This window comes from Panacagrimonas sp., from assembly GCF_965216805.1.
Classification (GTDB): domain Bacteria; phylum Pseudomonadota; class Gammaproteobacteria; order Nevskiales; family Nevskiaceae; genus Panacagrimonas.
This window is the reverse complement of sequence record NZ_CBDCGN010000003.1, coordinates 540,465-563,946: the sequence shown is the minus strand read 5'-3', so window position 1 is coordinate 563,946 and position 23,482 is coordinate 540,465. Positions and strand designations below refer to the sequence as shown.

At 66.5% G+C, this 23,482-nt stretch carries 21 protein-coding genes and 1 pseudogene; 9 read left to right on the top strand and 13 right to left on the bottom strand.

Annotated elements, in window-relative coordinates; all coding sequences use genetic code 11:
* Positions 1 to 2: 2 nt before the first annotated feature.
* The 5 genes from rimK to aceE form a co-directional block, all read right to left on the bottom strand.
* Positions 3 to 908 carry a 30S ribosomal protein S6--L-glutamate ligase gene (rimK, locus tag ACOOHP_RS15745; RefSeq protein WP_420467435.1) on the bottom strand — a complete coding sequence of 302 codons (906 nt, stop codon included), beginning with the start codon at positions 906 to 908 and terminating at the stop codon, positions 3 to 5.
* Positions 905 to 1,387, bottom strand: coding sequence for an ATP-dependent zinc protease (locus ACOOHP_RS15740; protein ID WP_420467434.1), 483 nt, complete (start codon positions 1,385 to 1,387; stop codon positions 905 to 907). Before ACOOHP_RS15740 ends, rimK begins: the two co-directional genes overlap by 4 nt.
* Positions 1,388 to 1,457: 70 nt before the next feature.
* Positions 1,458 to 2,798, bottom strand: a complete 1,341-nt coding sequence (locus ACOOHP_RS15735) for an adenylate/guanylate cyclase domain-containing protein (RefSeq protein WP_420467433.1) — start codon at positions 2,796 to 2,798, stop codon at positions 1,458 to 1,460.
* Positions 2,799 to 2,850: 52 nt separating this feature from the next.
* Positions 2,851 to 4,521, bottom strand: coding sequence for a dihydrolipoyllysine-residue acetyltransferase (gene aceF / locus ACOOHP_RS15730; protein WP_420467432.1), 1,671 nt, complete (start codon positions 4,519 to 4,521; stop codon positions 2,851 to 2,853).
* Between the two features lie 12 nt (positions 4,522 to 4,533).
* The gene (gene aceE / locus ACOOHP_RS15725; protein ID WP_420467431.1) at positions 4,534 to 7,194 is read right to left on the bottom strand and encodes a pyruvate dehydrogenase (acetyl-transferring), homodimeric type; all 2,661 of its coding nucleotides are present in this window, start codon (positions 7,192 to 7,194) and stop codon (positions 4,534 to 4,536) included.
* A 252-nt stretch (positions 7,195 to 7,446) separates the two neighbouring features.
* Between aceE and ACOOHP_RS15720 the strand changes: the two genes are divergently transcribed.
* Positions 7,447 to 8,259: an SGNH/GDSL hydrolase family protein gene (locus tag ACOOHP_RS15720; RefSeq protein WP_420467430.1), complete on the top strand. Its 813-nt coding sequence runs from the start codon at positions 7,447 to 7,449 to the stop codon at positions 8,257 to 8,259.
* A 7-nt stretch (positions 8,260 to 8,266) separates the two neighbouring features.
* On the opposite strand, the gene opgC is transcribed toward ACOOHP_RS15720, so the two are convergent.
* Both opgC and ACOOHP_RS15710 read right to left on the bottom strand, forming a co-directional pair.
* A complete protein-coding gene (gene opgC / locus ACOOHP_RS15715) occupies positions 8,267 to 9,442 on the bottom strand; it encodes an OpgC domain-containing protein (RefSeq protein WP_420467429.1) in 1,176 nt (391 codons plus the stop codon).
* A 232-nt stretch (positions 9,443 to 9,674) separates the two neighbouring features.
* Positions 9,675 to 10,520 (bottom strand): hypothetical protein, encoded by an 846-nt coding sequence (locus tag ACOOHP_RS15710; protein ID WP_420467428.1) that lies wholly within the window; start codon positions 10,518 to 10,520, stop codon positions 9,675 to 9,677.
* A gap of 126 nt (positions 10,521 to 10,646) precedes the next feature.
* Here ACOOHP_RS15710 and ACOOHP_RS15705 point away from each other — a divergent pair, with 126 nt between their 5' ends.
* From ACOOHP_RS15705 to ACOOHP_RS15685, 5 genes are all read left to right on the top strand, one after another.
* Positions 10,647 to 11,165: a hypothetical protein gene (locus tag ACOOHP_RS15705; protein WP_420467427.1), complete on the top strand. Its 519-nt coding sequence runs from the start codon at positions 10,647 to 10,649 to the stop codon at positions 11,163 to 11,165.
* Positions 11,166 to 11,224: 59 nt separating this feature from the next.
* Positions 11,225 to 12,229, top strand: a complete 1,005-nt coding sequence (locus ACOOHP_RS15700; RefSeq protein ID WP_420467426.1) for an extracellular solute-binding protein — start codon at positions 11,225 to 11,227, stop codon at positions 12,227 to 12,229.
* A 141-nt stretch (positions 12,230 to 12,370) separates the two neighbouring features.
* Positions 12,371 to 13,984 (top strand): ABC transporter permease, encoded by a 1,614-nt coding sequence (locus ACOOHP_RS15695; protein WP_420467425.1) that lies wholly within the window; start codon positions 12,371 to 12,373, stop codon positions 13,982 to 13,984.
* A complete protein-coding gene (locus tag ACOOHP_RS15690; protein ID WP_420467424.1) occupies positions 13,968 to 15,005 on the top strand; it encodes an ABC transporter ATP-binding protein in 1,038 nt (345 codons plus the stop codon). Before ACOOHP_RS15695 ends, ACOOHP_RS15690 begins: the two co-directional genes overlap by 17 nt.
* A gap of 93 nt (positions 15,006 to 15,098) precedes the next feature.
* Positions 15,099 to 16,751 carry an AMP-binding protein gene (locus ACOOHP_RS15685; RefSeq protein ID WP_420467423.1) on the top strand — a complete coding sequence of 551 codons (1,653 nt, stop codon included), beginning with the start codon at positions 15,099 to 15,101 and terminating at the stop codon, positions 16,749 to 16,751.
* Between the two features lie 112 nt (positions 16,752 to 16,863).
* Here ACOOHP_RS15685 and ACOOHP_RS15680 read toward each other — a convergent pair whose 3' ends face one another.
* The 5 genes and pseudogenes from ACOOHP_RS15680 to ACOOHP_RS15660 form a co-directional block, all read right to left on the bottom strand.
* The gene (locus ACOOHP_RS15680; RefSeq protein ID WP_420467422.1) at positions 16,864 to 17,958 is read right to left on the bottom strand and encodes a Fic family protein; all 1,095 of its coding nucleotides are present in this window, start codon (positions 17,956 to 17,958) and stop codon (positions 16,864 to 16,866) included.
* A 95-nt stretch (positions 17,959 to 18,053) separates the two neighbouring features.
* Positions 18,054 to 18,437, bottom strand: a pseudogene (locus tag ACOOHP_RS15675) (restriction endonuclease); the annotation flags it as partial.
* A 115-nt stretch (positions 18,438 to 18,552) separates the two neighbouring features.
* A complete protein-coding gene (locus ACOOHP_RS15670; RefSeq protein ID WP_420467421.1) occupies positions 18,553 to 19,029 on the bottom strand; it encodes a GNAT family N-acetyltransferase in 477 nt (158 codons plus the stop codon).
* A 19-nt stretch (positions 19,030 to 19,048) separates the two neighbouring features.
* On the bottom strand, positions 19,049 to 19,567 hold the full coding sequence (locus tag ACOOHP_RS15665; RefSeq protein ID WP_420467420.1) for a DinB family protein: 519 nt from the start codon (positions 19,565 to 19,567) through the stop codon (positions 19,049 to 19,051).
* Between the two features lie 106 nt (positions 19,568 to 19,673).
* Positions 19,674 to 20,135 carry a hypothetical protein gene (locus tag ACOOHP_RS15660; protein ID WP_420467419.1) on the bottom strand — a complete coding sequence of 154 codons (462 nt, stop codon included), beginning with the start codon at positions 20,133 to 20,135 and terminating at the stop codon, positions 19,674 to 19,676.
* Between the two features lie 141 nt (positions 20,136 to 20,276).
* On the opposite strand from ACOOHP_RS15660, the gene ACOOHP_RS15655 reads away from it, so the two are divergent.
* From ACOOHP_RS15655 to mtgA, 3 genes are all read left to right on the top strand, one after another.
* Positions 20,277 to 21,179: a LysR family transcriptional regulator gene (locus ACOOHP_RS15655; protein ID WP_420467418.1), complete on the top strand. Its 903-nt coding sequence runs from the start codon at positions 20,277 to 20,279 to the stop codon at positions 21,177 to 21,179.
* Positions 21,176 to 21,817: a trimeric intracellular cation channel family protein gene (locus ACOOHP_RS15650; RefSeq protein WP_420467417.1), complete on the top strand. Its 642-nt coding sequence runs from the start codon at positions 21,176 to 21,178 to the stop codon at positions 21,815 to 21,817. Before ACOOHP_RS15655 ends, ACOOHP_RS15650 begins: the two co-directional genes overlap by 4 nt.
* Before the next feature lie 128 nt (positions 21,818 to 21,945).
* The gene (gene mtgA / locus ACOOHP_RS15645) at positions 21,946 to 22,647 is read left to right on the top strand and encodes a monofunctional biosynthetic peptidoglycan transglycosylase (RefSeq protein WP_420468726.1); all 702 of its coding nucleotides are present in this window, start codon (positions 21,946 to 21,948) and stop codon (positions 22,645 to 22,647) included.
* A 5-nt stretch (positions 22,648 to 22,652) separates the two neighbouring features.
* Here mtgA and ACOOHP_RS15640 read toward each other — a convergent pair whose 3' ends face one another.
* Positions 22,653 to 23,432: a hypothetical protein gene (locus ACOOHP_RS15640; RefSeq protein WP_420467416.1), complete on the bottom strand. Its 780-nt coding sequence runs from the start codon at positions 23,430 to 23,432 to the stop codon at positions 22,653 to 22,655.
* Positions 23,433 to 23,482 lie beyond the last annotated feature (50 nt).

The window sequence follows — 23,482 nt, the reverse complement described above, 5'->3', positions numbered from 1 at the left end:
GCTCAGGCCTTGCGCCGGCCGCGTCGGCGGCCCGGACGCGTGTTCTTTTCCACCAATTCGATGATGCGGCTGGCAATGTCCACGCCGGAGGTCTTCTCGATACCTTCGAGCCCGGGCGAAGAGTTCACCTCCATCACCACTGGCCCGTTTTTCGAGCGCAGGATATCGACGCCGGCCACGCTCAGGCCCATCAGGCGCGCGGCACGAACCGCGGTAGAACGTTCGTCGGGCGTGATGCGGATCTTGCTGGCGACGCCGCCGCGATGCAGGTTGGAGCGGAACTCGCCCAGGCGCGCCTGACGCATCATGCTCGCCACCACGCGGTCGCCGATCACCAGACAGCGGATATCGGCGCCGCGCGCCTCCTCCACGAATTCCTGCACCAGGAAGTAGGCATCCAGCCCGCGGAAGGCGTCGATCACCGATTCGGCCGCCTTGTCGGTCTCGCACATCACCACGCCACGGCCTTGCGTGCCTTCGGTGAGCTTGACCACGCAGGGCGCACCGCCGATGAGGTTGATCAGATCGGTGGTGTCGTCGGGTGCATGGGCGAACCCGGTCACCGGCATGCCGATGCCTTCGCGCGCCAGCAACTGATGGGCGCGCAGCTTGTCGCGCGAACGCGTGATCGCCACCGATTCGTTGAGCGTGTACACACCCATCATTTCGAACTGGCGCACCACCGCGGTGCCGTAAAAGGTGACGCTGGCCCCGATGCGCGGGATCACCGCATCGAAGCCTTCCAGCTTCTTGCCGCGGTAATGAATCTCCGGATGATGCGGCGCGATGTTCATGTAGCAGCGCAGCACGTCGATGACCTTGGCCTCGTGCCCGCGCGCCGCGGCCGCCTCGACCAGCCGCCGGGTGGAATACAGCCGCCGGTTGCGCGACAGGATTGCAATCTTCACCGGCCGGCCTCGCCGCGGCGGTCGCGCTGACGCTGGCGCGGAGAGCGGCCCTGCAGGTAGCTGCTGGCCGGGTCGACGCGAAAGCGGCCGGCCAGCGCCGTGCGCCCCAGCAGCAGCCGGAACAGCAGGTTATCGCGTGCAGTCAGGGTGATCTCGATCGGCCAGCGCGCAACGCCCAGTACCACTTCGCTGACGATCACCGGTCGGAATTCCTGGTGTCCTCCCGAATCGGTGACCCAGCGCTCGTCGATCACTTCGGTTTCGAACCAGACTTCGCGCTCGCCATGCTGGTCCGGATGCACGCCGAAGCGCACGCGATCGATCGACAGGCGTTCGATCGCAAAGGCGTGTATGGCGGACGTACGCGCGCCCGTGTCCACTTTGGCCTTGATGTGCGAGATGCCCATCTGCGGCAGCGCCACCCACTCGCGCCAGCCGATAGTCCGCAGGACCGGAGTGGCGAGACGCGGGGAGTTCATGCGTGAAAAGGCGCTGGACCTGGGAACTTTCGAATGCTAGCAGCCTGCTCGCAACCGTGGGCGAACCTCTTCAGCGCAGGTCGTACCTTCCCGCACTGCCGTCGGCATCTGCGGTGAATGCGACGCCATCGACGTCGCGCCGAAACCCAAGCAGAAAATAGGTCTGCATCGGTGCACGCCCCTTGAGACTCATGGGTGGCCGGGCTTCATAGCGGTACTCCGCCGCCAGCGCCTGCTGCATCGCCATGCTGATGTGGATGCGGTCGGCTTCGCCGTAAGCCTGCAGGTGATGCGACAGGTTCACCGTGTCGCCCCACAGGTCGTAGGAAAACTTGCGCCGACCGATCACCCCGGCGATGGCTGGACCGGTGTGCAGCCCGATGCGGAAATGCACCGGCAGGCCACGATCCGAGCGGAAGCGTCGCGCCACACTCTGGATGCGCAAAGCCAGATCGGCGATGCGTCGCGCGTGATCGGCTACGGCCTGTGGCACGCCACAGGCCGCCATGTAGGAATCGCCGGTGGTCTTGATCTTTTCCACGCCGAAGCGGTCCGCCGCTTCGTCGAACTCCAGGAACAGATGGTCCAGCAGCCCCACCATTTCGTCTGGCTGCAAAGTCTCGCTGAGCGTACCGAAGCCGACGAAATCCGCGAACAGGATGCTCACTGCCGGGTGGTACTCCACCACTGCGCTGGGATCGTCCTTGAGTCGCTGCGCCACGCTGGGCGGCAGGATATTGCCGAGCACGCTCTCGGAGCGCTGGCGTTCGCGCTCCAGCAGGCGGCTCTGGACGAAGCTGGCGGCATGTGCACGACTGGCAAACGCATCGAGCATGGCCGCGCCGACCGCGGCCACGCCAGCATTGATCAGCAGATGGTAAATCTGGGTGTCGTTGTCGCCGGTGAACTGCAGGCCCACGGCCAGCAGCAGCCACGAACCGGGGTAGACCAGCAGTTTGAGCGGGCTCGGCAGCGGTGCGCTGGCCACGCCAACGATCAGCAACACATAGACCGATACGTCGGTCACCAGCGACTGGCAGCTCACGGCGAACCAAACACCGCAGACCGGATAGAACAGCACGCAGAACCAGGCGAAGCGCGGGTGGCACAGCGCGTCGGGGACAGCTGCGCGACGCATGGCCAGGCCGCCGGCCAGGATCAGAGTCACCCCCAATCGCCACCAGAAGATCATCGCGTGTGCGGGCTGTTCGTCCCACGCTCCAGCAACCCAGGTGCGGAAATCCACCGCCAGGAACAGCGGCAGGTTGATCGCCATCACCAGCCAGGTGCATAGCCACGCACGATGCGAGCAATCCCGGTAGGCGCGCACCGCATACGCTGGGCGATCATCCACAGGGATGCGGTCCAGCCCACCCAGGCTGACCGCGAAACGCTCGAAAATTCTGTCCACTGGTCTTGTCGTAATTCTTGCCAGGTTCCTCCCTGGCAAGAATACGGCAGAACTACAGGCTCAGACGCCGGATATCCCCCAGCAGCCCAGCCAGGGCGACGATGAAGCGCGCCGCGTAGGCGCCGTCGATCACGCGATGGTCGTAGGACAGCGACAGCGGCAGCATCAGCCGCGGTTGAAACGCCTTGCCATCCCAAACCGGTTTCATGACGCCGCGCGATACGCCAAGAATGCCGACCTCGGGCGCGTTGACGATAGGCGTGAAATGACTGCCCCCGATGCCGCCGAGACTGGAAATGGAGAAGCAACCGCCCTTCATCTCATTGGGCTTCAACTTGCCCTCGCGCGCTTTTGATGCCAGCTCCGCGGTTTCCACAGCAAGTTGAGCAATGCCCTTGCTCCAGACATCGCGCACCACGGGCACCACTAGGCCGTTGGGGGTGTCCGCGGCGAATCCGATATGGCAGTACTTCTTCATGATCAGGGCGTCACCCGAAGGCGCCAGCGAGCTGCCGAATTCCGGGAACTGCCTGATCGCCGCGGCTGTTGCCTTCATCACGAAAGGCAGCAGGGTGAGCTTGACGCCGCCCTCGCTGGCCGATTTTCGAAACGCTTCCAGTTCGGTGATGTCGGCCTCGTCGTTCTGCGTAACGTGCGGAATGTTCAGCCAGGCGCGGTGCAGATGCGCCGCCGACAGCTTGCGGATCCGCGCCAGCGGCTTTTCCTCGATCTCACCGTACTGCGAAAAGTCCTGGGCGGGGATGGGCGGAATGCCGGCGCCACCAGCCGCCGACGTCCCCGTAGCAGCGGACGGCGCCGTCATCTGCTGCTTGACGAATTTCTGCACGTCCTCCACGACCACCCGGCCCTTGGGGCCGGACCCCTTCACCCGGCCGAGCTCCACACCCAATTCGCGCGCGAACTTGCGGGTCGCGGGGCCGGCGTGCGCAGCGCTACCCGAGGAGGGCGATGGCGCGTCTGCAAGCAGCGCCGGCGGCGCGTGTGCTTCGGCTGCGGGTCGTGCGATCACCGCGGGAGCCTGGTCTTCGGTCGCCGGCGCAGGGGCGGCCGCCGCATCAGCGTCGCCGCCCGCGGTTTCGAGGTCCAGCAGCACGTTGCCCTGCGACAGCTTGTCGCCCACCTTGACCTTGAGCCCGCGCACGGTACCGGCCTGAGGCGCCGGGACCTCCATGGTGGATTTTTCCGATTCCAGCACCAGCAGGGCCTGGTCCTTCTCGACCGCGTCACCCTCGGCGACCAGCAATTCGATGACAGGCACGTCCTTGAAGTCGCCAATGTCGGGCACCGTCACCGCGATGCGGGCCGATGGTACCGGCGAGCGCGGAGACGGCGCGGGATCGGCGGCCTTGGCGGCGGAGTCGTCGGAGAACAGGTCGGCCGTCGGCGCCGCAGCAGGGCGGGCCGTGGGCGCTGGCGTCTGGGAGGCGGCATCGCCATCGCCTCCCTCCAATGTCCCGCCGGCCGCCGGCTCCAACCGACAGATTCGATCGCCCTGCGACAGCTTGTCGCCGGTCTTGATCTTGAAGCCCCGCACCACGCCGGCACCCGGCGAAGGCACCTCCATGGTCGATTTGTCGGACTCCAGCACGATCAGCGCCTGGTCTTTTTCAACCGTGTCGCCGTCCTTGACCAGGACTTCGATGACTGGCACGTCCTGGTAGTCGCCGATGTCCGGCACCTGCACTTCGATGAGCTTTCCCATGATGGTCGTAAGTTACACGGTCCAGGGCGCGGCACGGTCGGGTCGCAGACCGTACAGCTTGATCGCCTGCGAAACGCGCTCCACCGGAACCAGCTTCTGGTCGGCCAGCGCGCGCAGGGCCTTGACCGCGATCCAGCGCCGGTCGACCTCAAAGAAGTCGCGCAGTGCGGGTCGGTTGTCGGAGCGACCGAAACCGTCGGTACCCAGGGTATGGAACGGCGCGCCGACGTAGGGTCGCAGCTGCTCGGTGTACGCGCGCACGTAGTCGGTACTGGCGATCACCGGACCGGTCATGCCGCCCAGGCACTCCTGCACGTAGGATTTCTTCGGGGGTGCGTCCGGATGCAGCAGGTTCCAGCGCTCGCACTCGCGGCCGTCGCGCGCGAGTTCGTTCACGCTAGGCACGCTCCACACGTCGCTGGTCACGCCCCAGTCGGCCTTGAGGATCTCGCTCGCCGCGAGCACCTCGCGGAAGATCGAACCGGAGCCCAGCAACTGCACGTGCGCCTTGGCCGGCGTCTCTTCCGATCTGAACAGGTACATGCCGCGCACGATGCCGCTCTCGCAGCCGGCGGGCATCGCCGGGTGCGTGTGGTTCTCGTTGTAGATGGTGAGGTAGTAGTAGTTGTCCTTGTGCTCCTCGACCATCTCCTTCATGCCGTGCTGGATGATCACGGCCAGCTCATACGCAAACGCCGGGTCATAGGCCTTGCAGTTGGGAATCAGCGAGGCCATCACATGGCTGTGGCCGTCCTCATGCTGCAGGCCCTCGCCGTTGATGGTGGTGCGGCCAGCGGTGGCACCCATCAGGAACCCGCGCGCGCGCATGTCGCCGGCCGCCCAGCACAGGTCCATCACCCGCTGGAAGCCGAACATCGAGTAGAAGGTGTAGAACGGGATCAGCGCGGTGCCGTGATTGGCGTAACTGGTCGCCGCGGCGATCCAGCTCGACATGGCGCCCGCCTCGGTGATGCCCTCTTCCAGGATCTGGCCCTTGACGTCCTCCTTGTAGAACGCGAGCTGATCGGAATCTTCAGGCTTGTACTTCTGACCGACGACGGAATAGATGCCGAGGCTGCGGAACATGCCCTCCATGCCGAAGGTGCGGCCCTCGTCGGGAATGATGGGCACCACGCGCGGGCCGCACACCTTGTCGCGCAGCAACTGCTGCAGGAACTGCACGAAGGCCATGGTGGTGCTGATCTCGCGCTCGCCGCTGGAATCGAGCAGGCGCTGGAAGCTGGCCAGTGCCGGCACTTCCAGGCGTTCGTTCTTCACCACCCGGATCGGTAGCGGCCCGCCCAGCGCCTGGCGGCGTTCCTTCAGATACTGGATTTCCGGCGAATCGTCCGCCGGCCGGTAGAAGGGCAGCGATTCGAGCTGATCGTCGGGCACCGGAATCTTGAAGCGGTTGCGGAATTTCTTCAGTGCTTCCAGCCCCACCTTTTTCTGCTGGTGGGTGATGTTCTGCCCTTCGCCTGCCTCGCCCATGCCGTAGCCCTTGACCGTCTTGGCCAGGATCACGGTGGGGTGGCCGCTGTGCTTCACCGCCGCGGCGTATGCGGCGTAGACCTTGTGCGGATCGTGGCCGCCGCGATTGAGCTGGGCGATGTCGTCGTCGCTCATCGCCGACACCAGCTTGGCGGTCTCCGCATGCTTGCCGAAGAAATTCTCGCGGGTGTAGGCGCCGCCCTTGGCCTTGTAGTTCTGGTATTCGCCGTCGACGGTGTCGTTCATCACCCGCAACAGGTGCCCGTCCTTGTCGCGCGCCAGCAGCCCGTCCCAGGCGCTGCCCCAGATCACCTTGAGCACGTTCCAGCCGGAGCCGCGGAAGATGCCTTCCAGTTCCTGGATGATCTTGCCGTTGCCGCGCACCGGTCCGTCCAGTCGCTGGAGGTTGCAGTTGACCACGAAAATCAGGTTGTCGAGCTTCTCGCGCTCGGCGATGTCGATCGCGCCCAATGACTCGGGCTCGTCCATCTCGCCGTCGCCGCAGAAGCACCAGACCTTGCGGCCGGTCATGTCCTTGATGCCGCGGTTGTGCAGGTACTTCATCAGCCGCGCCTGGTAGATCGCCATGATCGGGCCCAGCCCCATGCTCACAGTGGCGAACTGCCAGAAGTTCGGCATCAACCAGGGATGCGGATAGCTCGACAGACCCGGCGACAGCGCCTCCATGCGGAAGCGGTCGAGCTGCTGCTCGCTCAGGCGCCCCTCCAGGAAAGCCCTCGCGTAGATGCCCGGCGTGACGTGGCCCTGGATGTAGACCAGGTCCTGTCCCTGCGGGTGCTCAGGGCCTTTCCAGAAATGATTGAGCCCCACTTCGTAGAGCGTCGCGGATGAGGCGAAGCTGGCGATATGTCCGCCGATGCCGGCGTGTTCCTTGTTGGCATTGACGATCAGCGCCAGCGCGTTCCAGCGAATGTAGGAGCGGATCTTCCACTCCAGCTCGTGGTTGCCGGGGGAGCGCTCTTCGAGATGCGGCGGGATGGTGTTGAGGTAGGCGGTATTGGGCGAAAACGGGATGAAGGCCCCGGACAGGCGCGCCTTTTCGATCAGCGTTTCCAGCAGATAATGCGCGCGCTCCGGACCTTCGCGCTCGAGCACGGTCTGGAGCGAATCGATCCATTCGGAGGTCTCGACGGGATCGAGATCATGTGGCGCTACGGTCATTGACACTCCCTTGGTTTAAGTGTGGATGGTACCGCGACGCGCTCGGCGACGCACCCGCCCGAACGACGGGCGCACCCGGTAAAACGCCTGAGCCGGACGGCCAGACACCGCCGTTCATCGAAGGTGCGGGCACCTTCTGCGATCGTAGCCCCCACACTGCGCTCGTACTGCAACACATCCACGAAACCTATCGGCGATTCTCATGGCCGCTAACTCCATGTCGGCGTTGCTTCGGTCTTCTTCCACCCTGCCATGAAGCTGTTGCGCGCGCCCGCGATGCTGGCGGTGTTGATGATGAGCCTGTCGGCACAGGCCACGACCGGCCCTCGCGACGACCCCGATGCGGCGATCACCGGGCCGGTGCTCACGCCCGGTCCGGTAGTGACGGCCGATCCCTGGGCCGAGGCGGTGGCGGCATTTGCCAACGCCGATGCCGCCCATCCCAGCCGTGGCGGCGTGGTGTTCGTCGGCAGTTCGTCGCTGCGCCTGTGGGACGACCTGGAGCGGCGTTTCAAGGATTATTCGGCGCTCAACCGCGGCTTCGGCGGATCCACCCTGGCCGACTGCATCCGCCACCTCGACCGGCTGGTGTTGCCGCACGATCCGCGCCTGGTGGTGGTGTACGCGGGCGACAACGACCTGGCCGAGGGCCGCAGCCCGCAGCAGGTGTTCGACGACTTCAAAGCGCTGTCCGAGCGCATCCACAAGCGCCTCCCGAAAACCCAGGTGGTGTTCGTTTCCATCAAGCCGAGCCCGGCGCGCGCCGACCTGCTGGACCGCGTGCGCCAAAGCAACACGCTGATCCGGGACTACGCGGAGAATCGGCGCAACATGCAATACGTTGACGTGTTCACGCCCATGCTCGGCGACGATGGACAACCGCGCGGGGAGCTGTTCCGCGGCGATGCGTTGCACCTGAATTCGGACGGCTACGCGCTGTGGTATTCGCTGATCTCGCCGGTGCTGCTGATCGAAGAAAAGCCGTCCATGCTCAAGGACGCCGACTCCAGCGAAACAGCGAATCGCGGATCCGGCAAGAGCGACAGGGCCAGCGCCAAGCGCTGAGCCGGCATCAGCCGCCAATCGGTGCGGGTGTCGCCGCTGGCGCGGTCACCGTCACCGGCCGCGAGCGGTGCCAGGCGTTGGCCGCGGCGGTCAGATACAGCACCGTCAGGCTACCGAGCACCAATGCCAGGTCCAGACCCAGGCTGCCGTCCTTGCGCGCGGCGGAGCCGAAAACCGCCATCGCGGCAAGACAGCACACCAGGTGTGCGCTGAACACCGGCAGCGACGCACGTCCCAGCCGCACCAGCGGCTGCAAGGGCAGGTGGCGAATCAGCCAGGGCCCGGCCGCGGCGATCAGCACGGTCAGGGTAAACAGGTTGAGCAGGCGCATCGGACCCAGGTTCCACTTGGCCACGAGGCGATTGAGGTCGGCTGCGGCGTCGCCGGAACCGAACGGCGCGTAACCACCGAAGTGCCTCCAGGCCACAAAGCTCAGCGCCAGTGCCGCCAGTAGCGCAATCACCCGCGGTGGCGCCTGCAGTCGCTGCGCGTTCTGCAGCTGGGCAGTGCCCAGCCACAGACCAATCATCCATAGCAACTGCCAGGCAAACGGATTGAAGGCGCCGGTGGCATGGAGCGGCAGGTTCCAGCCGGTCAGCGCCATCAGGCCCTGATGAAACGACACCCGCAGGCCCAGCCACGACGCCACCCAGATCAGCAAGCTGGCCGCCAACGGCAGCGTCCAGCCGCGCCGCATGGCGTGCTGCAGCACGAACGGCGTGAGCAGCAGAAACATCACGTACATCGGCAGGATGTCGAACAGCGCGGGCTGGTAGATCAGCAGCAGCGCGGCGCTCGCCGCGACCAGCGGCTCTTTCATGTAGAACGTGAACATCGAGGTGATGGCACCCTGCTGCTGCGCCACCCCGATGGCCAGGATGACGGAAGCGCCGAACGCCAGCAGCGCCAGGTGATGGCGGTAGACCTTGGCTGCCCGCGACCATAGCGCACGGCGCATGGCCGGCACGCCCTGACCGAGGCCGCGGCGCAGATACACCTGGCCGGCCAGGAACGCCGACAGCATCACAAAACCCTCGGCGGCGGACACGTACCCGAACGGTTGCCCCATCCAGGCGCTGAACGCGGTGGGCATGTGGGTGACCGTCATCAGCACCAGCAGCAGTCCGCGCAGTGCGTCCAAGCCATCGTTGCGAACCGTGCAGGAAGCGCTGGAAGTGGCCATCGGGCCTCGGAAGTCGGGCGTGGTCAAGGAAGACCGGGGCGCAAGAGCCACCGGTATGGCTGGCGTTTTAGAGTCCGTCCACTGAAGGCGCACTGAACCGAACCGCAGCCGCAGCCCGCACCGGTGCCGCGCGCAACCGCCGAGCGCCCGCTGCGATCACTGATTCCGTCTGACGCCGACCTCTGTCCCGACGGGCCGGCCCGATCAACCCGGACGGGCTCGCGCGGTCCGCTCAGTGCAGGTCCTGGGCCACCATCCAGGCTTCCACCTGCCGCAGCAGTCCCGGGATGCGCGGATCGTCGCCGCCGCGCAGATGCCCGCCGGTTTCGGTGGCGAAGTCGAAGCGTGCCTGCGATTGCTCGAACCCCTCGCGCAGCGCGCGGGTGGCGTCGGCGGGCAGCCGTCGGTCGTCCTCGGCCGCCAGCATCCAGGCATGCTGGTCGGCGCGCAGGCGCGCGGCGTGTGCCTCCACGCTGGGAATGCGCGCGTACCAGTTCAGCAGCCGCCCCAGCAGGCCGGCCGGGGCCCACACCCAGTCGCCGCGATGACGCGCCCAACGACGCCCGAACTGGTGGGCGATGACCTCGTCGACCTTGCCGAAGCCGTGAATCACCGCGAGCCCCGGGATGTCGTGCTCGGCGGCGGCGATCACCGCAAACGGCGCGCCGAGACTGACGCCGACCACCGTGATGCGCTCGGGATCGACTTCGGGCATGGCCTGCAGGTGTCGGTGCAGCGCCCCCATGCCGTCCAGGGTGTGGTGAATGGCCCGGCGCGCGGCCGGCAGCGCGCGCCACAGCGCCCATCCACGGGCATCGTCGGGAATATCGAGGGGATACTGGAAGGTGGCCATGACCTTGGGCCGGCCGCCCTGGATCAGGTCGAGTACCGTGTCCCCGCGCTCAAAGCCACCAAACAGCATTACCGCGGGCAACGGCGATCCGGCCTGCCGCGGCGTCTGCACCCGTGCCGACACCGCCTCGCCGCCGCTCAGGCTTAGCTCCACCTGCGACTCCCGCATGGCAAGGACCGGCATTGCCGCCGCCAAGCCCAGTAACGCCGCAACGCCCAGGCGCATTCCATCCTGCAGCGAGGCAAGACGCGAACGAGGTGAGTGGACGATTTTCCGCATGCGGCAAAAGGACCGACAATGGCGGCCAACAATTCCCCGGCAATGTGCGATGAACGGACGGAGCAGACAAGCGTGAACAGGCTGACGATAACCCCGATGCTGGTCTCCAGCATGACGCTATGGAGCGCTGCCACCCTGGCCGAGACACCGCCGCTGAGCCGCGACGCGCTCGTCCGCTGTGCCGAGCAGGTGCAGCTCCTGCGCAGCGATGCGCCCAGGCTGACCCAGACCAGCGTGGTCTACGAGCAGCGCCGCCAGGCGATCAACCAGCGCTCGGCGCAGCTCAAGACGCTGCGCGACAACGTGTCTCCGGACGATCTCGCGGCCGGTCTGGCGATCAAGCAGCAGCTTGACGAACACCGCGACCAGACCATCAGCTTCAACGCCCAGGTCGAGCAGCTCAAGCGCGACCTGGTGCAGATCAACGCGGTCAAGCAGGACTACGACCGCAATTGCTCGCGTCGGTCCTACCGCGGCTCCGACTTCCAGACCCTGAGCGCCGAACAGCAGGCCGCCATGCGCGCCGGGCTGAGCGGCATCGCGGTGCCCTATCTCGACCCCAGTGCCACGCCACCCGGTCCGGCACGCTGAGCAGCGATCATCCAATCGGCGTTATACTTGCGAACCATTCTCATTCGCTGATCTCCGCCATGCGTACTCTGCTCGCCACCCTGCTGCTTCTGGGCGCCGCCGGCTCGGCCGTCGCGGCCGAACTGACGGTGTACTCGTCCCGCATCGAAGACCTGATCAAGCCGATCTTTCAGCGCTACACCGCCGAGACCGGCACCCAGATCCGCTTCATCACCGACAAGGAAGGTCCGCTGCTGCAGCGGCTGCGCGCCGAGGGGGCGTCGTCTCCCGCCGACCTGCTGCTGACGGTGGATGCCGGCAACCTGTGGCAGGCCCACGAGCTGGGCTTGCTGCAGCCGGTGCAATCCGAAGTGCTGCGCGCCAATCTCCCGGCGCACTTGCGCGACCCCGACGGCTACTGGTTCGGCCTGTCCATCCGCGCACGCACGCTGGTCCATCACAGCGGCCGGGTCAAACCGGCCGACCTGAGCACCTACGAGGCGCTGGCCGGTCCGGCCTGGAAAGACCGCCTGTGCCTGCGCACCTCCAAGAAGGTCTACAACCAGTCGTTGGTGGCGATGATGATCGCCGAGCTGGGTGAACCGCGCGCCGAGCAGATCGTGCGCGGTTGGGTCGCCAACCTCGCCACAGCGCCGTTCGCCTCCGACAATGAAGTGATGGACGCCATCGTCGCCGGCCGTTGCGACGTGGGCGTGGTCAACACCTATTACTACGGGCGCATGGTGCGCAAGGATCCGTCGCTGCCACTCAAGCTGTTCTGGCCCAATCAGAAACCCGCCAAGGGTGAGCTCGGCGGCGTGCACGTCAACGTCTCCGGCATGGGCGTCACCGCGCACAGCAAGCATCGCGACGCCGCGGTGAAATTCCTGGAATGGCTCAGTGCGCGCGAGGCCCAGGCCCTGTTCGCCGGCCTCAACCTGGAATTCCCCGCCAACCCGGCGGTGGAGCCCGACGCCATCACCGCCAATTGGGGTTCGTTCCGGCAGGATCCGATCAACCTCGCCGAAGCCGGCAAGCGCCAGGCCGACGCGGTGCGGCTGATGGATCGCGTAGGCTATCGGTGACACCGCAGCGGAGTTCCGGCCACGGCGCTCGCCGATAAACACGGACCGGCGCGGCGCGCTGTATCGAGCGCCAGAGCCCATGAGCACGCTACGGATCACCGGCACGCATCGAGCTTCCATCCGCGCCATTCCGTGAAATCCGTGGCGAATCCTTTCAGTACCTGGCCCCTGCTGGCACTGCTGCTGGCATTGCCCACGCTGCTGCCGCTGGGCGCGGCGCTGAGTGCCTTCACCCGGCTGGACGCGCAACTGTGGTCTCACCTGGCTGACTACGTGCTGCCCTACGTCATGCCGAACACGCTGTGGCTGCTGCTGTGCGTGAGTCTGGGCGTGAGCCTGATCGGCACTGCGCTGGCGCTGCTGGTCGGCCTGTTCGATTTCCCCGGACGACGCTTTTTCTCCTGGGCCTTGCTGTTGCCGCTGGCGATGCCCGCCTATGTGCTGGCCACCGTCTTCGTCGGCAGCCTGGATTACGCCGGGCCGGTGGCGACCTGGCTGCGCCAGCGCGGCATCGAGCTGCCCGAGCTGCGCAATCTCGCCGGCACCAGCGTGGTGATGACCGCGGTGCTGTATCCCTATGTCTATCTGGTGGTGCGCAGCAGCCTGGCGGTGCAGGGCGCACGCTTGCTGGAAGCGGCGCGCTCGCTGGGCTGCACACCGGGGCAGGCGGTGCGGCGCGTGGCCCTGCCGCTGGCGGCGCCGGCGGCCGCGGCCGGCACCCTGCTGGCGGCGATGGAGACCCTGGCGGATTTCGGAACGGTGGCCGCGTTCAACTACGACACCTTCACCAGCGCCATCTACAAGGCCTGGTTTTCGCTGTTTTCGATCGATGCCGCCCTGCAACTGGCTGGTGTGCTGCTGATCCTGGTGCTGGGCCTGCTGCTGCTCCAGGCCTGCGCGTTCAAGGCGCGCCGCGTCGCGGTGGTTGCCGACGCCGCCGCAACGCCGGTGCGACTGCGCGGCGCAGCGGCATGGATCGCCTGCGCCAGCTGCACGTTGGTGCTGATGTTCTGCTTCGTTGCGCCGACGGTACAGCTCGTGATCTGGAGCCTGGCCAATCTGTCCGACATGGACGTTCGCCTGGCGACCGCGGCGCTGCGTTCGCTGCAACTGGGATCGATCGCAGCGGTGGTGGTGACGACGGCGGCGGTGATGCTGGCCTATGCCGCCCGCCGCGCGCCGGGTCCGCTGGTCCGCAGCGCGACCCGCGTCGCCACCCTGGGCTACGCCTTACCGGGCGCTCTGCTGGCGGTGGGCCTGTATGCCCCATTGGCTGCAATGATGGCGTCCCTCAACGCGCGCTGGGACACCCACTTCCTGTTGCAGGGTGGACTGACGCTGATGCTGCTGGCCTATGCGGTGCGCTTTGCTGCGGTGGCGCATGCGCCGGTGTCGACCGGGCTGGCGCGCGTCCGCGGCAGCCTGGATGAGGCCGCGCGGCAGGTCGGCCTGACCGGCTGGACCCTGTTGCGCCGGGTGCATCTGCCGCAGTTGCTGCCCAGCCTGGCGGTGGCGGCGGCGCTGGTGTTCGTGGATGTGATGAAGGAAATGCCGATCACCCTGATGACCCGGCCGTTCGGCTGGGACACCCTGGCCCTGCGCGTGTTCGAATCGACCAGCGAGGGCCAGTGGCAGCGTGCCGCCCTGCCGTCGCTGGCGATCCTGCTGGCCGGACTGATCCCGGTGATCTGGCTGATGCGACAGGCTGACCGCCCCCGCCTGTCCTCGACTGCGAGCCATGGACCTGCAGCTTGACAACGTCAGCGCCGGCTACGCCGGCACCACCGTCCTGCAGGACCTGAGCCTGCGGCTGGCGCCTGGTCGCATCGGCTGCCTGCTCGGCCCCTCCGGCTGCGGCAAAACCACCGCGCTGCGTGCCATCGCCGGCTTCGAACCCATCAGCGCCGGCCGCATCCTGGCCGACGCGATCGCCCTGAGCGAACCGGGCAAGCGGCTGCCACCGGAGCGTCGCCGCATGGGCATGGTGTTTCAGGACCTGGCGCTGATGCCGCACCTGACGGTGACCGGCAACATCGGCTTTGGCCTGCACCGGTTGCGCCGCCATGAGCGCGACACCCGCATTGCCGAGTTGCTGACCCTGGTGGGACTGAACGCCAAAGCGCACGCCTATCCGCACGAGCTGTCCGGCGGCCAGCAGCAGCGCGTGGCGCTGGCGCGGGCGCTGGCGCCGCGACCGCAGCTGGTGCTGCTGGACGAGCCGTTCTCCGCGCTGGACGTGGACATGCGCGAGCACCTGTCGCAGGAGGTACGGCGCATCCTGCTGCACGAGGGCACCACCGCACTGCTGGTCACCCATTCGCAGCTCGAGGCCTTCGCCATGGCCGATGTCGTCGGCGTCATGCGCCAAGGGCATCTGCATCAATGGGACAGCGCCTACAACCTCTATCACCGACCGGTCGACCGCTTTGTCGCCGACTTCATCGGCGAAGGCCGCCTGCTGCCGGGCCAGCGCAATGCCGATGGTTCGGTGAGCACCGAGCTGGGCACCCTGGCGGCAACGCAGGAAACCGTTGCCGAGACTGCCGTCGACGTGCTGCTTCGGCCGGACGACGTGGTCCACGACGACGCCAGTGTCGTCACCGCAACCGTCATGGCGCGTGCCTTTCGCGGCGCGGAGTTTCTCTACACGCTGCGGCTGGATTCCGGTCGCGAGGTGTTGTCGCTGGTGCCGAGTCATCACGATCACGCCATCGGCAGCCGCATCGGCATCCGCCTCGAACTGCAGCATCTGATCGCCTTTCGCCGCGAAGCGTGAATCGCGCTGCCCCGTTCGGGGAGTGGCCGCAACGCGCAGGTGCGGCAGAATGCACCCCTACCTTTCACGCACTGGCAATCAGGAGGAGAACCGATGCCCGCGCACGCCCAAGGCCGCACGGATATTCCGCTGCTCGAACAGACCATCGGCGACAACTTCGCCGCCACCGTCGCCCGCTATCCGGATCACGAGGCGCTGGTGATGCCGCACCAGAACATCCGCTGGAACTATCGGCAGCTCGACGCACAGGTCGACCGCCTCGCGCGCGGCCTGCTCGCGCGCGGATATGCCAAGGGCGAGCGCCTCGGCGTGTGGGCGCCCAACGTCTTCGAATGGGTGCTGGCGCAATTCGCCACCGCCAAGATCGGCGTGATTCAGGTCAACATCAATCCGGCCTATCGCACCAACGAACTGGCTTACGCACTCAAGCAGTCCGGTTGCCGCGGGGTCATCGCGGCGCGGCGGTTCAAGACCAGCGACTACGTGCAGATGCTGGGCGTGGCGCGCGCAGAATGTCCTGAATTGCAGGACGTGATTTTCCTCGACGATCCGGATCAGCCTGGCGACTGGGCACAGTTGCTGGCGCAGGGGGAATCGGTTTCGGCGACTGCGATTGCCGAGCGCATGGCCACGCTCAAGCCCAATGATGCGATCAACATCCAGTACACCAGCGGCACCACCGGCGCGCCCAAGGGCGCCACCCTGAGCCATCGCAACATCCTCAACAACGCCTATTTCGATGGCCAGTGCATGGGCCTCAAGCCCGGTGACCGCTTCTGCATCCCGGTGCCGTTCTATCACTGTGCCGGCATGGTCTGCGGCAACCTGATGTGCGCCGCTTACGGTGCCGCGATGGTGGTGCCGGCGCCGGCCTTCGATCCGGGTGCAACACTCAAGGCCATCGCCGCCGAGCACTGCGTGGGCGCCATGTGCGTGCCCACCATGTTCATCGCCATGCTGACCCATCCGGACTTCGACAAGACCGACAAGTCGTCCTTGCGCACCGGCACCATCGGCGGTTCACCCTGCCCGGTGGAAGTGATGAAGCGGCTGGTCACCGACTTCCACATGCCTGAGGTGCAGATCATCTACGGCATGACCGAGACCTCGCCCATCTCCACCCAGACCGGTGGCGACGACCCCATCGAAAAGCGCGTCGGCAGCGTCGGGCGTGCGCACCCGCACGTGGAGATCCGCATCGCCAATCCCGAAACCGGCGAAACCTGCGGCTATGGCGAGCCCGGAGAGTTCCAGACCCGCGGCTACTCGGTGATGCTCGGCTACTGGAACGACCAAAAGCGCACGAAAGACGCGATCACGGCGGAAGGCTGGATGCGCACCGGCGATCTGGGCGTGATGGACGAGCAGGGCTACGTCAACATCGTCGGCCGCATCAAGGACATGATCATCCGCGGCGGCGAGAACGTGTATCCGCGCGAGATCGAGGAATTCCTCTACACCCACCCGGACATCCGCGACGTGCAGATCATCGGCGTGCCGGACGAGAAGTTCGGCGAAGAAGTGATGGCCAGCGTGATCATGAAGGACGGCCGCCCGCCGTTGACGCTCGACGCGCTGAAAAGCTTCTGCAAGGACAAACTGGCGCATTACAAGATCCCGCGCTATCTGGAAATCGTCACCGAGTACCCGATGACGGTGACCGGCAAGATCCGCAAGGTGGAGATGCGCGCGCAGGCGGTGAAAAAGCTGGGCCTGGAGAAGGCGGCGGAGATCAGGACGGCGTAGACGACCTGCAGGTGTCGCGGCGCTCGCGGCGATAGACCAGGCAATCGTCCTGCCCAAAGCGCCGCGGCGCCACGAAAACAAGCCGCAGCCGTTCGAACCCTGCGGTCACGCTCTACTCGCCTGCGGGGGGCGCTTCGCCGGTCAGGATTCGGAACAACGGTTCGTTGACGTAGTAGTTGTTGCGCCAGAATTTGCGTTTGCGTAGCAGCCCGTCGGCGACCAGCAGGTCGAGGTAGCGCGTGGCGGTGATGCGGGACACCTTGAGGTCGCGCATCAGAAAGTCGATCTTGGTGTAGGGGTGCGAGAAGAGGTTGGTGATCAGATCCTGGCTGTAGAACTTGTGGGCGGCGCGGATGCGGTGCTTGTATTCCATCAGCAGGGCTTTGATGGCCTGAATGGTGGCAATACCTTCTGCTGCGGTGCGCTCGACGGCGCCGAGCAGGTAGAGCACCCAGTCTTCCCAACGGTCGGATTCCCGCACGCTCTGCAGCAGCAAGTAGTAGTCCGATTTGGACCGAACGATGGCCCGGCTCAGGTAAAGAACCGGGATGTCGAGCAAGCCTTCCTTGACCAGATACAGCACGTTGATGATGCGGCCCGTGCGGCCATTGCCGTCGTAGAACGGATGAATGCTTTCGAATTGATGGTGGATGAGCGCCATCTTGACCAGCGGGTCGGTGGGGTAGCCACTGGCATCGTTGATGAAGCGTTCGAGGTCGGACATCAGCCCCGGCAGCAATTCCGGCAATGGCGGGGCGTAGATGACGCGACCGGCGCCGTCCCGGAGTACGGTACCCGGCACCTTGCGGTAGCCCGGGCGGCTTTTTTCCAGCGCAGCCTGAATCTCCAGAATGTGATTGCCGGTGAGCAGGCCGGAGTTGCGCACAGAGGCGAATCCGACTTGCAGGGCGTGACTGTAACGAGCCACCTCCTTCGCGGCGGGGCTGGCGGTGGCGGTGTCCAGCGCGACCGCTTCGCGGAACAGCTCGTCGTGGGTGGTGACGATGCTCTCGATTTCGGAGCTGTCTTTGGCTTCCTGCAAGCCCAAGGTACGAATGAGGATGCTCTGATTGGGCACGGATGCCGCCACACCCTTGAGTTCTGCCAGTTGCCGGTGAGCGGCGACGAGCTTCTTGAGGATTGCAGGCGTCTCGAACCGGGCAGGGTCGAGATGCTCCAGTGGTGGCATAGGGGGAGGATGGCTCATTGAAGGCAACCTCCCTTAATTACGGATGCTTGTCATGTATAGATAATGGCACTTTTCTATTCATATCGTGCCCGTCATGTATAGAGCCGGACGGGTCAGGGCGCGCACGCGGCAGCCAGCATGCGCTCGAACTCCGAGGCGACCTTGGCCTTGAAGTCGGCGTCCATCTGGTAGATGTCGGTGAACTCGGCAAAAGCCCAACGCCCGTAATGCTGGAGGTTGTTCACGCCGGGCACCCAGTCGTTCTCCATCGTGGACTTCTTGTCCTTGGCGTCCTCGCGCCGGTAGCCCTTGATCTCGACGATCAGGTGCAGCGGATCGGCCTCGCCGTGGCCATCGTCCACCAGCACGATGAAGTCGGGCCGGTAGATGCGCATCTCTGAGCCGTAGCGATAGGGCACGTCGAGGCCGAGGCTGTGGTTTTTGACGTAGGCCCGCACTCTCGGATGACCTTCTGCCACGCGGCAGAATTCCTGCTCCCCGACGCTGAAAAGCGAGTGCCCGAGCCGTCCCGAACGTAGACGACATTCTATCGGCCAAGTCGCGGGTGGATCGACCCGCCTTGTCGTGATTGCCGCTCCTGGAAGCAGGAGGTTATCCCGGTCGGACCAGCGCTTTGCGCATGAACACACTGTTCGGATCCGGCCGGTACGCGCCGAATGGCGGGCAGTCGGCAAATCCTGCGCGGCGATAGAACGCCAGCGCGGCCGCTTGCAGCACGCCAGTTTCCAGCCGCAGCTCCAGACAGTCCCGCGCCCGCGCCTGCGCTTCGAGAAAGTCCAGGATCTGCTGGGCGACGCCCTGTCCGCGATACTGCGGTTGCACGTACATGCGCTTGATCTCGTCGAAACCGGCTTCGATGACCAGCGCGCCGCAGCCGACCGCAATCGCTGCATCGTCGCGCGCCACCGCGAAGATGACGCCGGGCCGGGACAGCGCGGCGACGTCGATCCCGTGGTGACTCTCGGGTGGGTACAGGGGTTGCTGATAGGCGTCGAGCGCCTCGATCAGCGCCAGCACCTCGGCTTGCCCGGGAGACTCCGCCGTCACGCGCACGGTTGACCTCTGCACTGATCGAACCACCGCTTGCTCACACGTCGACGGCATTGCGCTGCACCACCGCCGGCAACTGCACAAGGTCGGTGACGCCGTAGTCCTTGCCGCACTGGTTCAGCAGCACCGTCAACTGACCGCGGTGGTGGGTCTGGTGGTTGAACAGGTGGGTCACCGCCAGCCACATCTCGTAGCGACGTGGCAGCGGACTGGACACGCCGGTGTAGCGGAGCACGCCGGCCAGCTTCGCCTCGGTCAGCGTGGCCGCCCAGTCGACCAGGTCGCGGTCGGTAATTTCGCGCTCGCGCCGCAGGTCCGCGAAATCGGCGTACAGCTCGCGATCCAGGCGATCTGCCGGAAACGGCGTGTCGACAAAACGCCCGAGCCAGATCCGGTCGGCCAGCAACAGGTGATTGAGCGTGCCGTGGATGGATTTGAAGAACGCACCGCGATCCTGCCGCCGCTCGGCGTCGGTCAGCTCACTGCACACCGCGTACAGCCGCTGGTTCATCCAACGGTTGTATGCGGCGAGATCCTGTACCTGTTGGGGATGCATGTGCGCTCGGCTCGCGGCGCGCCGCTGGGGCGCTGCGATCCGGACGGTATCGCAGTCGGCGGGCCCGGGCACCCTGGCTCGGCGTGCCTGGGCGCGCCCTGCACCATCACGCCGCCTGCGCCAGTGCCGAAGAGCTCAGCGTATCCAGGCGCGCATCGGACCGCGGCTGGACGCGTAGGCCAAACACGTCCCGCACGTTGCGCACGATCTGACCGACCTCGGACACCGCAGCCGGACTGAACCCCGCCTGCTTCAACTGCGCGGCCTCCTGGGCCCGGGCCACGCCCTGACGGGCCACCACCGCGTCGGTGTACGCGGCCAGTGCCAGCAGGCGGGCGTCGGTCGGCGCCAGGACTGGCCGGCCGGGCAGTCCGGGCACCGGGCCCAGGCGGGCCTGCACCACCGCCTGCTCGGCGTCGCCGAGGGCGGAGTCGGCGCCGAACAGTCCATCGTGGCGGAAGAGGTCGGCCAGCACGCTGCGGCTGAGTCCGGTGGCACCGAGAATGCCGGGGCTGATCGCGCGCTCGTCGTTGCGGTTGTTGGCGGCTAGGGGGGCAAAGAGGGACATGGTGTACTCCTGAGTTTTCGCGTGGCGGGAACATCCCGTCGCGTCATGGGAGACAGATTGCGCTCGACGCCTGCGCAATAAAACTCCATATTTTTGAATTTTCAGTTTGCGTTTTTGCAAGATTAACCCCAGGCTGGCGACATGGACTGGGACGACCTGCGCTACGTGCTCGCCATCGCCCGCGGTGAGGGCCTGGCGGCGGCCGCGCGGCTGCTGAAGGTCAACCCGTCCAGCGTGTATCGCCGCCTGGAGACGCTGGAAACCCAGCTCGAAGTGCGCCTGTTCGAGCGCCAGCGCAGCGGCTATCGCCTGACCGACGCCGGCGAGGCGCTGGCCGAGGCCGCCGAACGCATGGAGGCCGAAGCGATGGGTGTGGAACGCCGGGTGCGCGGCACCGACCTCAAGCTTGAGGGCCACATCCGCCTGAGCACCAGCGAGGCGGTGGCGCAATACCTGTTGCCATCGCTGCTGGCCGAATTCCGCCAGCGCTACCCCGGCGTCACCCTGGCGATCTCCGCCAACAATCAGGTGGTGGACCTGACCCGGCGCGACGCCGACGTGGCAATCCGGGTCACCGCAGCGCCACCGCCGAATCTGGTCGGCCGTAGTGTCGGTACCATCGGCTTTGCGTCCTACGCCACCGCCGGGTACCTGGAACGCGCGGGTCGCGACCGGCCACTGGACCAGTACGAATGGATCGGCTTCGAAGGCCCGATGGCAAGGGTGCGCCAGGCCCTGTGGCTGGCCGAGCGGGTGCCGGAGTCGCGCCAGATGCTGCGCTTCGACTCCATCGGCGCGGCTACCGCGGCGGTGCTGGCGGGCCTGGGCTGCGGCGCGCTGCCGTGCTTTTCGGCGGACGCCAACCCGCGCCTGGTGCGCCTGCCGGACACCCACGTCGAGGCCGACATCGAATTGTGGATCCTGACCCACCCGGACCTGCGCAAGAGCGCGCGCATCCGCGCCTGCCTGCAGTTCTTCGGCCACCGGCTGCAGGCGATGGCGCCGCTGCTCAGCGGCGCAGCGCCGCACAATCCCGGCACATGATCTCCAGCCTGTCCCTGATGGCGACCGTGCAACTGGCCGGCGTGGCCGTCTTCGCGGTGTCCGGCGCGCTGGCGGCGGGACGCAAGTCGCTGGACCTGCTTGGCGTGGTGGTCATCGCCACCGTCACCGCCACCGGCGGCGGCACCCTGCGCGATCTGCTGCTGGACCGTCCGGTGTTCTGGGTGCAGCAGCCGCAATTCCTGATGGTGATCCTGGCCGCCGCTTTGCTCACCATTCCCTATGTGCGGCTGGCCCGGCCACCGGAAAAATTTCTACAGGCGGCCGATGCGCTGGGGCTGGCCCTGTTCAGCATCTCCGGCGCGCAGATCGCACTGGCCGCAGGGTGTCACGGTCTGGTGGCGGTGATGATGGGCACCATCACCGGCGTGGTCGGCGGCATGCTGCGCGACGTGCTGTGCAACGAGATTCCGCTGATCCTGCGCAAAGGCCATATCTACGCGACCGCAGCCATCGCCGGCTGCGCGCTGTTCGTGCTGCTGCGACTGTTCGCTGCGGACCTGGACCGTGACGTGGCGATGGGCGTTGGCATGTTCACCATTGCCGCCCTGCGCCTGGCCGCCATCGCTTTCGGCCTGAGCCTGCCGGTGTTCCAGCTGCCGGACGATCGCACGCGCTGAGGGGTAAAATGCCCCCACGCCCGCACGGACCCCGCGCCGTGGACCGCCGACCGCCTACGCTCGACACCCGCTCACCGGGCGATCTGCCCGAGCTGTACGTCGAGCCGCAACACTCCGATACCGACTCCATGTCCTCCCGCCGCCCGCTGGGTCGCCGCCTGCTGCTTTGGACGCTGCTGGCGGTGCTGGCCGTGAGCGTGCTGCCGGTGCTGGTGCTGCGGGTGGTGCCGGCCTGGACGTCCAGCTTCATGCTGCGCTACCAAGTCGATAACCTGTTCGCGGCGGAAGAGCGCCCGCCGCTGCGTCACCAGTGGGTGTCGTGGAAACAGATCTCGCCGGCGGCGAAGCTGGCGGTGATCGCGGCCGAAGACCAGCGCTTTGCCGAGCACATCGGGCTGGATTTCGAGGCCATCGGCAAGGCCATTGAGCACAACCGCCACAACCGCCGCACGCGCGGCGCCAGCACCATCACGCAGCAACTGGCCAAGAACCTGTTCCTGTGGCCGCAACGCAGCTGGGTCCGCAAGGGGCTGGAAACCGGCTACACCTTGCTGATCGAGCTGCTGTGGCCCAAGCGGCGCGTGCTGGAGGTGTACCTGAACGTGATTGAATTCGGCCCCGGCGTGTACGGGGTGGAAGCCGCCGCGCAGACCTACTTCCGCAAGCATGCCTCGCAGCTCACCCACCACGAGGCGGCGCTGCTGGCGGCGGTGCTGCCCAACCCTGCGCGCTTCCGCGTGGAACGGCCATCGAGCTACGTGGAGAACCGCGCCGCCTGGATCCGCGCGCAGATGAACCGCCTGGGTGCCGCCACCCTGGACGCGCTCTAGCCCGCTCAGCGCCGCCGCCAGTTGATGCGCCCGTCGACGTTCTCGGTCACGAGGTAGGCGCCGACCAGCCGGTAGCGGGTAGCCGCGGCGAATTGCGCCTGTCCCTGCAGCCGCACGTAGACGATGCCGCCGTCGGCATACCACTGTCCCTGCAACTCCAGCTCCGGGCCGCCGGAGCCGTAGCTCCAGTCGCTGCCGCCACCGGCCGATTGCACCCACTGCCGCACCTGGCCGTCGGCACCCAATTCCAGGGTGCGCACGGTGGCGAAGCCGGCGAAATCCCGACCGCCGCTGTTGATCTGGGTTTCGTGCACCCAGGTGCCGACGATGGCCGGGTCGAGGTCACCACCGCCAGCCGCCGTTGCTGGCGGCGACGGAGACGGTGTTTCACCTGCGCTGCCGGCGCGCGTGAATCGGGCCTGCCGCGTCTGGCTGGCGCCGGTCAGCGGATGGCTGGCGGCGATGCTCAAGTCCAGGTGGGTGCCGCCAAATCCGCCGGTAATTCTGGCCAGCGGCAAGCCGAGCGCCGCATCCAGCAGGCGGGCATCCAGCCGCTGGCCATCGAAGCGGCCGCGCACGTCGAAACGCAGGTCGCCCTCGCGGTAGTCTCCGGAGACCTCGTCGCCGTCGGTGCGCAATGTCAGCACGGTCGCCACGCCGTCGACGACCGCGTGGTAGTCGCCGTCGAGTGCCGCCGGCAACGCCGGCGTCGCGCACAGCAGTGCAAAGGTCGCCAGGATCGCGCGGATTGCGCGCCTGCGTGTCGGTTCGACAGGTCGATTCACGGGCACCTCTCCATCGCCATGGCCACTCCAGGACGGAATGACCGTCGGCT